Origin of the sequence: Amycolatopsis sp. NPDC051716 (assembly GCF_040681595.1) — a bacterium.
Lineage (GTDB): Bacteria > Actinomycetota > Actinomycetes > Mycobacteriales > Pseudonocardiaceae > Amycolatopsis.
In genome coordinates, this window is record NZ_JBFAZA010000035.1 from 34,621 (window position 1) to 47,113 (window position 12,493).

Genomic DNA, 12,493 nt, shown 5'->3' on the forward strand with positions numbered 1-12,493 from the left:
AGATGACACCGTCCCTGCGCGTGCAGGACCTGCGCGTCGCCTACGACGACCGGGTCGTCATCGACGGCCTCGACCTCGACATCCCGGCCGGGAAGATCACCGCGATCGTCGGGCCGAACGCGTGCGGCAAGTCGACGCTGCTGCGCACGCTCGCCCGGCTGCTCACGCCGAAGGCGGGCGGGGTGTACCTGGACGGCCGTTCGATCCACGACCTGCCGACCCGCCAGGTCGCCCAGCAGCTCGGCATCCTGCCGCAGTCCCCGGTGGCGCCCGAGGGCATGACGGTGGCCGACCTCGTCGGCCGCGGCCGCGCCCCGCACCAGAGCTGGTGGCGCCAGTGGTCCACATCGGACGAAGACGCGGTCCGCGCGGCGCTGGAGGCCACCTCGCTGCTCGACCTCGCCGGCCGCCCGGTGGACGAGCTGTCCGGCGGCCAGCGCCAGCGCGCGTGGATCGCGATGGCGGTCGCGCAGGGCACGCCGGTGCTGCTGCTCGACGAGCCGACGACGTACCTCGATCTCGCCCACCAGATCGACGTGCTCGACCTGGTCGTCGACCTCAACCGCGCCGAGGGCCGCACGATCGTGATGGTGCTGCACGACCTCCCCCAGGCGTGCCGGTACGCCGACCACGTGATCGCGATGAAGGCGGGCCGCGTGGTGGCCTCCGGCGAGCCGGCGTCGGTGATCACGGAGAACCTGGTCGAGGAGGTCTTCGACGTCCGCTGCCAGGTCGCCCCGGACCCGGTGAGCGGGACGCCGATGGTGATCCCGATCAGCCGTCACCACCCGGCGCCGGTGCACTAGCGCTATCCTGGGGCCCGGCCTTCCTCACCGTCTCCACCGTCTCCGAGGACCGATCCGGCCGAACTCCCCCACCCAGGAAGCTGACTGCCGTGTACGCGCTGCCCGAAAAGACCACCGGCCCCGAACGCGAACTGCTGGAGGCCATGCTCGACCGCGGCCGCCTCGCGCTCGTCGAGAACGCGCGCGGGCTGTCGGAAGCGGACGCCCGGCGCCGGCTGGTCCCGTCCCTGACCACACCGATCGCCCTGGTGAAGCACGCCGCCGTCGCCGAGCGCCGCTGGTTCCAGTGGCTCATCGCCGGGCTCGACGAGACGGAGATCGACGGGCCCTCGACCCCCGGAGACCCCAGTTTCGTGGTCACCGAAGAGGAAACGGTCGACGGCGTCATCGCCGAGTACGAACGCACCAGCGCGCGCTCCCGCGAGATCGCGGCGGGTTTCTCGCTCGACGACCGCTGGACGCACCCGGTCGTCGGCGAGGTCACCCTCCGGTTCGTCTACCTGTTCCTGATCGAGGAGCTCGCCCGCCACACCGGCCACGGCGACATCCTCCGGGAACAGCTCACCGCGCGCTGACGGCCAACTCCCCGGCCGGCTCGGCGACCACCCGGCGGTCCACCACGGACTGCAGGATCTCCCCCACCCGCACCGCGGTGTTCGACAGCAGCGACGACGTGATGCCGTGCGTGTGCTCGGTGCCGCCCTGCAGGTAGATCCCGCCGCGCAGCGGGAATTCGGTCGTCAGCCGGTAGTCGCGCTCGACGCGGAGCCGGCCTTCGCCGTCGCGCAGGCACCGCGGGCCCAGCTCGCCGAGCAGTGGCGTCGGGTCCGCGGGCCGGTAGCCCGTGGCGTAGACGACCGCGTCGGCGTCCAGGACCGTGCGCTCGCCCGTCGTCAGGGATTCGACCGTCACCGTTCCGCTGTCGGTCACTTCGACCGGGCGCGAAACGTTGAACAGCCGCAACCGTTCCACGCCCAGCACCTTCTCGCGGTAGACCCGCCGGTAGAGCTCGTCGATCAGGTCGATGTCGACGGCGGAGTAGTTCGTCGCGCCGTGGTAGCGCATCAGGCGGTCCTTCACCGGCTCGCCCGCGCGGTAGAACTGGTCGACGGCGTCCGGGTCGAAGATGCGGTTGGCGAACGAGCTGTCGTCGGCCGGGCTGTAGCCGTAGCGGGCGAACACCGCGCACACCTCGGCGCGGGGGAACTCGTCGTGCAGCAACGCGGCGACCTCGGCCGCGCTCTGGCCGGCCCCGACCACGACGAACCGCTTCGGGTCGGCACCGCGCAGCGCGTCCACGCGGAACAGCAGTTCGCTGTTGTGCCAGATCCGGGCCCCGGCGGTGACGCCCTCGGGCAGCTGCGGCCGCAGACCCGTGCCCATCACCAGGTTCCGGGCGCGCAGGCAGGAGCCGTCCGAGGCCCGGACGTCGAAGTACGCGACTTCGGACCCGTCGTACACCGGTGTCACCGAGCCGACCTCGGTGCCGTAGGAGACGACGTCGTCGACCTTGGCGGCCGCCCACTCGAAGTAGTCGTGAAACTCGACCCGCAGCGGGAAGAGGTTCTTGTGGTTGATGAAGTCGACCAGCCGCCCGGCGGCGTGCAGGTAGTTGAGGAAGCTGAACTCGCTGGTCGGATTCCGCATGGTGACCAGGTCCTTGAGGAACGACACCTGCATGGTCGCGGTCTCGATCAGCATCCCGCGGTGCCAGCCGAAGCGCGGCTGCCGCTCGAGGAAGTGCGCCGTCACCGGCTCACCGGGACCGGCGTTGTGCTCGGCGAGGGCGATCGCGAGGGCCAGGTTCGACGGTCCGAAGCCCACGCCGACGATGTCGTAGATCGGGACCTCTGCAGTCATGTTGCTCCCTCGCGCGCTCCGGTACGGTTCAGGGAACCCTAACCTAACTTAGGCGAGCCTCGCCTAGTACGTTCGTGGTGATGTTCGTCCCCCGATCATGAAAGGCACTCTCGAATGCGCGTGGCGATGTTCGGCTACCAGACCTGGGGGCACCGGACCCTGCGGGCGCTCATCGACGCCGGTCACGAGGTCGCCCTCGTGGTCACGCACCCGAAGAGCGACCACGCCTACGAGCGGATCTGGGCGGACTCGGTCGCCGACCTCGCTTCCGCGCACGACATCCCGGTCCTCCTGCGCAACCGCCCGGACGACGCCGAACTGCTCGCCGAGCTCAAGGCAGCCGACCTCGACCTGATCGTGGCGAACAACTGGCGCACCTGGCTGCCGCCGGAGATCTTCGAGCTGCCGCGCCACGGCACCCTGAACATCCACGACTCGCTGCTGCCGGCGTACGCGGGCTTCTCGCCGCTCATCTGGGCCATGATCAACGGCGAGCCCGAGGTCGGCGTCACCGCCCACATGATGGACGGCGAGCTCGACGCCGGCGACATCGTGCTGCAGCGCGCGATCCCGGTCGGGCCGTCCGACACCACGACCGACCTCTTCCACCGCACGGTCGACCTGATCGCGCCGATCACCGCCGAAGCCATCTCCCTGATCGAGACCGGCTACACGCCGGTGCCGCAGGACCGGTCGAAGGCCAGCTTCTTCCACAAGCGGGCCAAGCGGGACAGCCTGATCGACTGGACCCTACCGCCCGCCGACCTCGAGCGGTTCGTGCGCGCGCTTTCGGACCCGTACCCGAACGCGTTCGCCTACCACCGCGGCGAGGAGCTGCGAATCCTGAAGGCGTCGGTCTCGCAAGGCCACTACGGCGGCACGCCGGGCCGGATCTTCATCCGCGAGGGCGACGGCGTGGTGATCGTCGCCGGGCCGGACGCCCGGCGCGGCCGGTCCCCCGGCCTGCTCGTCGAGCGCGTCCGCACCGCCGACGGGACCGAACTGCCCGCGCACGAGTACTTCAAGACGATGGGCGGCTACCTCACCGACCGCCCGTGACCGGTGAGCGGGACATCCCTTGGCGGCGGCCACGCCGGTGAGCAGGATGTCCCGCATGGCCGGGATCAGCTTCCTCGATGACCACCGCACCTGGGTGCTCACCGGCGAGTCGGGCACGTACGCGCTGCGGCTGGACGAAGACGACGTCCCGACCCATCTCCATTGGGGCGCCGCGCTGTCCGATGCCGAAGTCCTCGAGCTGCCCGGGAAAACCCTTCCCTGGTGGGACGGCTTCAACGACCCGAACGAGGGACTCGCCGAACTCGCCGCCGACGGGGGCACCCGGTACTGGACGCCCGCGCTGCAGGTCCGCTTCGCCGACGGGACGCGGGCCCTCGAATGGCGGTACGAGAACCACGACATCACCGGCGAGCACCTGCGCCTGTTCTTCGCGGACCGGCACTACCCGCTGCGGATCACCCTGCACTACCGGCTGCGCGGCGCCGTCCTCGAACGCTGGACCGAGCTGACCGCCGGCACCGACGTCGAGGTCGTCCGGGCCGACTCGGCCACCTGGGCGGTGCCGCTCTTCGAGGACTACCGGCTCAGCCACGTCACCGGTCGCTGGGCGGCGGAGACGCAGCTGCGCCGTGTGAGTGCGCCGCACGGCGAAACCGGCTTCGGGAGCCGTCGCGGGATCACCGGCCACCACGCCAACCCGTGGGTGATGGTCGACGACGGCACGGCGACCGAGCGCCACGGCGAGGTCTACGGCGTCGCGCTGGCCTGGAGCGGGTCGTGGCGCCTGACCACCACCCGGTCGTCGACCGGACGGCTGACGGTCAGCGGGGGTTTCGGCCAGGACGGCGTCGTCCACCGCGTCGGGCCGGGGCGGCCGCTGACCACGCCGGTTTGCGCCGGGCTGTACACCGACGGCGGGTTCGGCGCGGCGAGCCGCGCGTGGCACGCCTACGTCCTCGCGCACGTCCTGCCGCACGCGGAGGAACTGCGTCCGGTGCTCTACAACTCTTGGGAGGCCACCGGATTCGACGTCACCGAGGCGGGGCAGCGCGCGCTCGCCGAGCGGGCGGCGGCGCTCGGCGTCGAGCTGTTCGTGATGGACGACGGCTGGTTCGGCGCCCGCACCGGCGACCACGCCGGGCTCGGCGACTGGCAGGTCAACCGCGCACGGTTCCCCGACGGGCTGAGACCGCTGGTCGACGCCGTGCACGGGCTCGGGATGCGGTTCGGCATCTGGGTCGAGCCCGAAATGGTCAACCCCGACAGCGACCTCTACCGCGCCCACCCGGACTGGGTGCTGCACCACCCGCACCGGCGCCGCTCGGAGCTGCGGCGGCAGCTGGTGCTCAACTTCGCGCGCCCGGACGTCGCCGAGTGGGCGCACGAATGGCTCGACCGGCTCGTCGGCGAGCACGGCGTCGACTTCCTCAAGTGGGACATGAACCGGCCGTTCAGCGAAGCCGGCTGGCCCGGCGAAAGCGACCAGGACCGGCTGTGGGTCGAGCACACCCGCGCGGTGTACGCGCTGCTCGACCGGCTGCGCGCGGACCATCCCGGCCTGCGGATCGAGTCCTGCGCGGGTGGTGGCGGGCGGATCGACCTCGGCGTCCTGGCCCGCAGCGACCAGGTCTGGACCTCCGACAACACCGACGCGCTCGACCGGCTGCGGATCCAGCACGGGTACGGCCAGCTCTACCCGGCCCGCGCGATGTCGGCCTGGGTCACCGACAACCCCAATTTCGTGACGGCCCGCTCGGTGCCGCTCGCGTTCCGGTTCCACGTCGCCATGGCCGGCGTGCTCGGCCTCGGCGGCGACGTCGTGCACTGGCCCGCCGACGAGCTCGCGGCGGCCCGGGATCTCGTGGCGCTCTACAAGGACATCCGGCCGGTCGTGCAGCACGGCGCGCTGTACCGGCTCCGGCCGCCGGCCGACGACGGCGTCACCGCGCTCCAGTACGTGCTCGGCGATCGCGTGGTCGTGTTCCAGTACCGGCAGGCCGCGCACTTCGGCGAGCCGGAGCGGCCGCTGCGGCTGGCCGGCCTCGATCCCGCTCACCGGTACCTGGATCCGGCTTCCGGGACGACGCACAGCGGCGCCGTGCTGCTCGCCCGCGGACTGCCGCCCGGCCTCCCGACCGGCGACTTCGCCAGCAGAGTCGTCCGCCTCAACCGGTTAAAGATCTGATCTATCGGGCCATCAGCCGCACTTTCGACGGCATTCGACGCTTGACACTCCGGTAAACGTCCGATCGAATGCCTCATACATCACATATGGTGGGTGACGGAAGGCGGCGGTCATGAGAAGGTTCCTGGCGCTGGGAGCAGTGGCGCTCCTGGCGGTGAGCGCGTGCTCGGTCGGGTCGAACACCGGCGGTGGCGGCGACGCGGAGATCACCTTCCTGACGTTCGAAACCCCGAACCTCACCCCCGCTTACTGGGACGCCGCCATCAAGCGCGTCACGGACAAGAACCCGGGCGTCAAGGTCAAGAAGCTCGTCGCCCCGACCGCCGACGGGCGGACGTCGTACGCGAAGCAGCTCCTGCAGTCCGGCCAGTTCCCCGACGTGATGATCGCCGTCGACTCGGCCGGTTTCGCCGAGGCGGGCAACCTCTACGCGTGGACGCCCGAGGAGCTGAAGGACTTCCAGTTCCCGCAGGCCAACCCGGTGAACGGCAAGTACTACCAGCTGCCCGCGAACACCCAGACCATCCCGCCGATCTACTACAACAAGAAGATGTTCGCCGACGCGGGCATCGCGGCGCCGCCGAAGACGTGGGACGAGCTCGTCGCCGACGCCGGCAAGCTCAAGGACAAGGGCTACGCGCCGTTCACCATCGGCGGCGGCAAGGACGGCTTCCCGTCGTCGATGATCCTTTCCGGACTGGTCAGCACCGAGGTCTACAACACGATGCCGGACTGGCTCACCCAGCGTCGTCAGGACAAGGTGAAGTTCGCCGATCCCGCGTTCCAGCACGCTTTTTCGAAGCTCGCCGACCTCGCGGCGAAGGAGTACGTCGACAAGACCAGCGTGTCCCGCGACTACGCGGCGACCGAGCAGGCGTTCCTCGACGGCCAGAGCGCGATGTACCCGATGGGCAACTGGTTCGCCGCCAACGCCGACTCGAAGAAGCACGACTTCGAGGTCGGCGTCTTCAACTTCCCCACCGAGGACGGAAAACTCGTCGTCCCCGCCTACACCGGCGGCGGGATGATCGTCAACGCCAAGGCCGCGAACCTCGACGCCGCAAGGAAGTTCGCCCTCGGTTTCCAGCTCGACAAGGACCAGCTGGACGCCTCCGTGAAGGCCGACGGCCTGTTCCCGGCGATCAAGGGCTACACGCCGCCGTCCGGCGTCGGGGCGACATTCAAGGCCGGTTACGACCTCTACACCCAAGCTGTGCAGCAGAACGCCGTGGTGCACGCGTTCCGCTGGGAAACCGCCGACGACGGGCTGCTGCCGGGGATGAAGGACAAGGTCGACCAGGCCGCCCAGGACGTGATCACGGGCCGCAAGTCCGTGGCCGACGCGTGCGCCTTCCTGGACACCGAGTGGGCGAAGGCGGGCTGACGTCCTTGACCGCCGTCGCCGATCCCCCGGCCCCGCCCCGCCCCGTGGCCCCGCGCCGCCGCCGACGCCGGCCGGTCCTGCCGCGGCTGGCGCACTTCGCGTCGTTCGGCGCGCCGGGCGTGCTCGTGTACCTGTGTTTCGTGATGGCGCCGATCCTGATCAGCTTCGGGTACAGCCTGACGAACTACAACCCGTTCCACCCCCCGGTGAAGTTCGTCGGCTTCGACAACTACCGCCTGCTGTTCACCGACTCGCAGTTTCTCACCGCGCTGCGGGTGACCACGATCCTGACGGTGATCGTGGTGATCGTCCCCAATGTCCTGGGCCTCGGCGTGGCGCTGCTGCTGGATCGGAAAGGCTGGCTGTACAACGCTTTGCGGAGCGTGTTCTTCACCCCGGTGATCCTCAGCTCGGTCGTGGTGTCGATCGTCTGGTCCCGGTTGCTCGACGACCGCGGGCCGCTCAACAGCCTGTTGCGCGGCCTGGGTGTCTCGCACCCTCCGGGCTGGCTGTCCGATCCGGACATGGCGCTGTATTCGGTCGCGTCGATCGTGTGCTGGCAGATGCTCGGGTTCTGCGTGGTGGTCTACCTGGCCGGGCTGCAGGGGATTCCGCCGGAGCTGCTGGAGGCGGCGGAGATCGACGGCGCCGGGCCGTTGCGCCGGTTCCGCGCGGTGACGTGGCCGCTGCTGGCGCCGTCGCTGACGATCAACACGGTGGTGCTGCTGATCTCGGCGTTCAAGACCTACGACTACGTCAAGGTGATCACCAACGGAGGCCCGGGTTCCGGCGCCACGGCGACGATCGCGTTCGACGTCCTGCAGACGGGATTCGACTCGAACCACGTCGGTTACGCGTCCGCGATGGCCGTGCTGATGCTGGTGATCGTGGCGCTGGTGACCACGGTGGTGCTGAACTTCCTCCGCCGCCGGGAGGTGGACCTGTGACGCTGTCCCGCCCTCGTCCCGGTTCCGTTGCCCGGCCCGCGGTTGCTCTTCTCGTCAGTGCGGTCTTCTTCGTGCCGCTGTACCTGGTGCTGGCCAACGTGTTCAAGCGGGGCGAGCTGATCGCGAAGGAGCCGGCGTCGCTGCCGCTGCCGCCGACCTTGGCGAACATCCACGCGGTGCTGACCCGGCCGGACGGGCTGTTCTGGGTCAGCTTGACGAACAGCATCGTCGTGACGGTGTTGTCGATCCTGGTCCTGACGGTGCTGTCCGCGATGCTCGGCCACTACTTGGCGCGCTCGGGCAAGCGGTGGACGAAGGTCCTCACGCTGATCCTGCTGGCCGGCTTGATGATCCCGCCCCAGGTGATCCTGATCCCGATCACCGACGTCCTGCGGGTGACTCATTTGATGGCCACCCTGCAGGGGCTGATCCTGTTCAACGTCGGGTACTACGTGCCGTTCGGGGTGTTCGTGTTCACCGGGTTCATCCGCGGCGTGCCGGTGGAACTGGAGGAGGCCGCCCTACTCGACGGCGCGAGCCGCATGCAGGTGTTCTGGCGGGTGGTGTTCCCGCTGCTGCGCCCGGCAACGGCCTCGGTGCTGATCTTCTTGGGCGTGTGGATCTGGAACGACTTCATCGACCCGCTGATCATCTTGGGTCCCAGCCAGGGAACGACGATCACGACGGGCATTTACCGGTCGATCGGCCAGTACCAGGCGGATCTGGGGAGCGTGTTCGCATTGATGTTCCTGGCGACGCTGCCGGTGTTGATCTTTTACCTGGCGTTGCAGAAGCAGTTTGTGAAGGGCCTGACCGGCGGTGCGACAAAGGGGTGAGCGGCGCTCTCCCGCGAGAGCACCGCTCACCCGGCTCGCGCGACCAGCGCTCACATCCGAGAGCACCGCTCACGCGCGACTGCGGGAGGCGCTCAGAGGCGAGAGCACCGCTCACACCCCGGCAGCACGCAGCACTCCCACCCGAGAGCACCACTCGCCCACGGCGGCACGCAGCGCTCCCACCCGAGAGCACTGCTCACCCACAGCGGCGCCCAGCGCCCAAGTCCGAGAGCACTGCTCTCACCTCACAGCGCGCCGCGCTCACACTTGAGAGCACTGCTCACATTCCACGGTACGCAGCGCTCTCATCCAAGAGCACTGCTCGCAATTCTCCGTACGCAGCGCTCTCATCCGAGAGCACTGCTCACACTCCACTCCACTCCACGCTCGCGCCTGAGAGCGCGGCTCCCACTGCGGCGACAAGCCGCCCCCGACTTCAAGAACACCGCCCGCCCCGACGACAGGCAACTGTCAGTTTCGAGAGCGCCGCTCCCCCGCCACAACCGACGATGCTCGCGCCACGAGAGCACCGCTCCGACCCCAACGGAAGGCAGCGCACAGACTTGAGAGCACCGCTCTCACCGCCGCAGCGAGCAGCGCTCACTGTCGAGAGCGCCGCTCACCCCCGACAGCCGCCACCGCTCACCGTCGAGAGCACTGCTCACAACCACCCTCGACACAGTGCTCCAAACCGAGAGCACCGCTCACACCACCGAAGACCGAGAGCCGCAACCCCACCACAGGTCACACCTCGCTGACCTTCCCGCCATCGACCACCAACCGACGCGTCACCTGCACAGCATCGAGCATCCGCCGATCATGCGTCACCAGCAGCAGCGTCCCCGGGTACTTGTCCAGCGCCGCCTCCAGCTGCTCGATCGCGGGCAAGTCCAGGTGGTTGGTCGGCTCGTCCAACACCAGCAGGTTCACCCCCCGCGCCTGCAGCAAAGCCAGCGCCGCCCGCGTCCGCTCGCCCGGCGAGAGCGTCGCCGCCGAGCGCAGTACGTGGGCCGCCTTCAAGCCGTACTTCGCCAGCAGCGTCCGCACCTCCGCGTCCGCCAACTCCGGCACCTCACGAGCGAACGCCGAAAACAGCGGGACGTCACCCAGGAACAACCGCCGAGCCTGGTCGACCTCGCCGACCACGACACCCGGCCCCAGCGCGGTGGCGCCCGAGTCCAGGGGCACCCGGCCCAGCAGCGCCGCCAGGAGCGTCGACTTGCCCGACCCGTTCGCCCCGGTGATGGCGACCTTGTCCGCCCAGTCGATCTGCAGGTCGACCGGCCCGAGCGTGAAGCCACCCCGCCGGACCACCGCCCCACGCGAAGTCGAGACCACCGCGCCCGCCCGTGGGGCCGCGGCGATCTCCATCCGCAGCTCCCACTCCTTACGCGGCTCCTCGACGACGTCCAGCCGCTCGATCATCCGGTCGGTCTGCCGCGCCTTCGACGCCTGCTTCTCGGTGGCTTCCGACCGGAACTTGCGCGCCGCCTTGTCGTTGTCGGGCTGCTTCCGGCGGGCGTTCTTGACGCCCTTCTCCATCCACGCCCGCTGCATCCGCCCGCGCGCCTCGAGCGACGCCTTCGTGTCGGCGAACTCCTCGTACTCCTCGCGCGCGTGCCGCCGGGCGACTTCGCGCTCCTCGAGGTACGCCTCGTACCCGCCGCCGTAGACGTTCACCTGCTGCTGGGCCAGGTCCAGCTCGACGACGCGGTCGACGGTCCTGGCCAGGAACTCGCGGTCGTGGCTGACCAGCACCGTCGCCGCGCGCAGGCCCGAGACGAACCGCTCCAGCCGGGCCAGGCCGTCCAGGTCGAGGTCGTTCGTCGGCTCGTCGAGCAGGAAGACGTCGTAGCGGCTCAGCAACAGCGAAGCGAGCCCCGCGCGCGCCGCCTGGCCGCCCGAGAGCGACGTCATCGGCTGATCGAGGTCCACGGCCAGGCCGAGGTCCGCGGCCACTTCGGCGGCCCGGTCGTCGAGGTCGGCGCCACCGAGGGCGAGCCACCGGTCGAGCGCCGTCGCGTACTGGTCGTCCGCGCCCGCGGAGCCCGCCGTCAGCGCGTCGGTCGCCGAATCGAGGTCCGCCTGCGCCGCCGAGACGCCGGTGCGCCGCGCCAGGAAGGCGCGCACCGACTCGCCTTCGCGCCGTTCCGGCTCCTGCGGCAGGTGCCCGACGGTCGCGGCGGGCGGGTTCAGCCGGACCTCGCCGCTGTCCGGCTTCGCGAGCCCGGCGAGGGTCCGCAGGAGGGTCGACTTGCCTGCACCGTTGACCCCGACCAGGCCGACGACGTCCCCGGGTGCGACGACGAGATCGAGGCCGGAGAAGAGGGTGCGGTCACCGTGGCCGGCGGCCAGGTCCTTCGCGACGAGAGTTGCGCTCATGAGGTAGCCGAGTCTACGACCTCGTCGCGAACTGTCAGATCAAGGTCAAACCACCGGCTGTGTGTGTCCCGTGGCGCTTTGATCACTCAGTGTGGGTACCCTGTTCGGTTGTCAGTCCCGCAGCCTGTTAGTGCCATAACACAGTGAGGTCGGTGAACAGCATGGGCGAGCCCGCTCCCCCGGTCACCCTCGGCCGCAGGCCGAAGCCGAGGGAAGGCCGATCGTCCGCGCCACGGCCCACGGTGAGCCGGCGCCGCGAGGTCAGTCACGCCAGCGCGCGGTCGCTGCTGATGACCGTCCTCGGCGAGTACACGCTGCCGCGCGACAAACCGGTCTGGACGTCGATGCTCGTCGAGGTGCTGGGCATCCTCGACATCGAGGAGAAGTCCGCGCGGCAGGCGCTGGCCCGCTCCGCCGCCGAGGGCTGGGTGGTCTCCGAGCGCGTCGGGCGCCGCGTGCGCTGGTCGCTGACCCCGCCGGGGCGCCGCCTGCTGACCGAGGGCGCCGACCGGATCTACGCGTTCGGCCGCGAGGAACGCAGCTGGAACGGGCAGTGGCTGATGCTGATCGTCTCCGTGCCGGAGGCCAAGCGCGACCTCCGGCACCGGCTGCGCACCCGGCTGACCTGGGCGGGCTTCGGTTCGCCGGTCGCCGGCGTGTGGGTCAGCCCGGACCTGTCCCGCCAGCGCGAGGCCCAGCAGATCGTCAACGACCTGGGCCTGCAGGCGCAGGCGATGTCGTTCACCGCCGCGTACGGCGAGGTCGGCGAGCAGGAGTCCATGGTCGCCCGGTCGTGGGACCTGACCGAGCTGAAGGACCGCTACGAGGATTTCATCGACCGCTTCACCGGCCTGCACCCGACCGGCGGCCGCGCGGTGCTGCGCGCGCAGACCGAGCTGGTCCACGAGTGGCGGCGGTTCCCGTTCCTCGACCCGCAGCTGCCCGCCGAGCTCCTCCCGGCGAAGTGGAGCGGGACGAAGGCGGCGGAGCTGTTCCATCACAAACACGTCGACTGGCGCCCGGAGGCCCAGCAGTATTGGGACGACATCGTCGAAGCCGAAGAAGCAGGGTGA

Annotated in this window: 10 protein-coding genes; 8 read left to right on the plus strand and 2 right to left on the minus strand. The window is 69.9% G+C overall.

Features of this window, described 5'->3' with window-relative positions; all coding sequences use genetic code 11:
- Positions 1 to 2: 2 nt before the first annotated feature.
- Complete coding sequence (locus tag AB0M30_RS36350) at positions 3 to 806, plus strand: ABC transporter ATP-binding protein (protein ID WP_364593631.1); 804 nt, start codon at positions 3 to 5, stop codon at positions 804 to 806.
- Between the two features lie 89 nt (positions 807 to 895).
- Entirely contained in the window at positions 896 to 1,381 is a 486-nt protein-coding gene (locus AB0M30_RS36355) for a DinB family protein (protein ID WP_364593634.1), read from the plus strand.
- On the opposite strand, the gene AB0M30_RS36360 is transcribed toward AB0M30_RS36355, so the two are convergent.
- The gene (locus AB0M30_RS36360) at positions 1,368 to 2,666 is read right to left on the minus strand and encodes a lysine N(6)-hydroxylase/L-ornithine N(5)-oxygenase family protein (RefSeq protein ID WP_364593637.1); all 1,299 of its coding nucleotides are present in this window, start codon (positions 2,664 to 2,666) and stop codon (positions 1,368 to 1,370) included. The two genes, AB0M30_RS36355 and AB0M30_RS36360, sit on opposite strands and share 14 nt — an antisense overlap.
- Before the next feature lie 114 nt (positions 2,667 to 2,780).
- Here AB0M30_RS36360 and AB0M30_RS36365 point away from each other — a divergent pair, with 114 nt between their 5' ends.
- The 5 genes from AB0M30_RS36365 to AB0M30_RS36385 all read left to right on the plus strand — a co-directional run bounded on the left by AB0M30_RS36365 (position 2,781) and on the right by AB0M30_RS36385 (position 9,038).
- The gene (locus AB0M30_RS36365; protein WP_364593640.1) at positions 2,781 to 3,725 is read left to right on the plus strand and encodes a methionyl-tRNA formyltransferase; all 945 of its coding nucleotides are present in this window, start codon (positions 2,781 to 2,783) and stop codon (positions 3,723 to 3,725) included.
- A 55-nt stretch (positions 3,726 to 3,780) separates the two neighbouring features.
- Entirely contained in the window at positions 3,781 to 5,871 is a 2,091-nt protein-coding gene (locus AB0M30_RS36370; protein WP_364593643.1) for an alpha-galactosidase, read from the plus strand.
- Between the two features lie 112 nt (positions 5,872 to 5,983).
- Entirely contained in the window at positions 5,984 to 7,255 is a 1,272-nt protein-coding gene (locus AB0M30_RS36375; RefSeq protein ID WP_364593646.1) for an extracellular solute-binding protein, read from the plus strand.
- On the plus strand, positions 7,237 to 8,202 hold the full coding sequence (locus AB0M30_RS36380) for a sugar ABC transporter permease (protein ID WP_364593649.1): 966 nt from the start codon (positions 7,237 to 7,239) through the stop codon (positions 8,200 to 8,202). The genes AB0M30_RS36375 and AB0M30_RS36380 overlap by 19 nt, the downstream gene beginning before the upstream one ends.
- Positions 8,199 to 9,038 carry a carbohydrate ABC transporter permease gene (locus AB0M30_RS36385; RefSeq protein WP_364593652.1) on the plus strand — a complete coding sequence of 280 codons (840 nt, stop codon included), beginning with the start codon at positions 8,199 to 8,201 and terminating at the stop codon, positions 9,036 to 9,038. Before AB0M30_RS36380 ends, AB0M30_RS36385 begins: the two co-directional genes overlap by 4 nt.
- A 744-nt stretch (positions 9,039 to 9,782) precedes the next feature.
- Here AB0M30_RS36385 and AB0M30_RS36390 read toward each other — a convergent pair.
- Positions 9,783 to 11,420, minus strand: coding sequence for an ABC-F family ATP-binding cassette domain-containing protein (locus tag AB0M30_RS36390; protein ID WP_364593655.1), 1,638 nt, complete (start codon positions 11,418 to 11,420; stop codon positions 9,783 to 9,785).
- 161 nt (positions 11,421 to 11,581) lie between these two features.
- Between AB0M30_RS36390 and AB0M30_RS36395 the strand changes: the two genes are divergently transcribed.
- Positions 11,582 to 12,493 carry a PaaX family transcriptional regulator C-terminal domain-containing protein gene (locus tag AB0M30_RS36395; RefSeq protein WP_364593858.1) on the plus strand — a complete coding sequence of 304 codons (912 nt, stop codon included), beginning with the start codon at positions 11,582 to 11,584 and terminating at the stop codon, positions 12,491 to 12,493.

What these genes read in the sequence shown, in the direction of transcription:
- AB0M30_RS36350 (WP_364593631.1), top strand. Translation starts at nt 3, where the DNA reads ATGACACCGTCCCTGCGCGTGCAGGACCTGCGCGTCGCCTACGACGAC.
- AB0M30_RS36360 (WP_364593637.1), bottom strand. Translation starts at nt 2,666, where the DNA reads ATGACTGCAGAGGTCCCGATCTACGACATCGTCGGCGTGGGCTTCGGA.
- AB0M30_RS36365 (WP_364593640.1), top strand. Translation starts at nt 2,781, where the DNA reads ATGCGCGTGGCGATGTTCGGCTACCAGACCTGGGGGCACCGGACCCTG.
- AB0M30_RS36370 (WP_364593643.1), top strand. Translation starts at nt 3,781, where the DNA reads ATGGCCGGGATCAGCTTCCTCGATGACCACCGCACCTGGGTGCTCACC.
- AB0M30_RS36375 (WP_364593646.1), top strand. Translation starts at nt 5,984, where the DNA reads ATGAGAAGGTTCCTGGCGCTGGGAGCAGTGGCGCTCCTGGCGGTGAGC.
- AB0M30_RS36390 (WP_364593655.1), bottom strand. Translation starts at nt 11,420, where the DNA reads ATGAGCGCAACTCTCGTCGCGAAGGACCTGGCCGCCGGCCACGGTGAC.
- AB0M30_RS36395 (WP_364593858.1), top strand. Translation starts at nt 11,582, where the DNA reads ATGGGCGAGCCCGCTCCCCCGGTCACCCTCGGCCGCAGGCCGAAGCCG.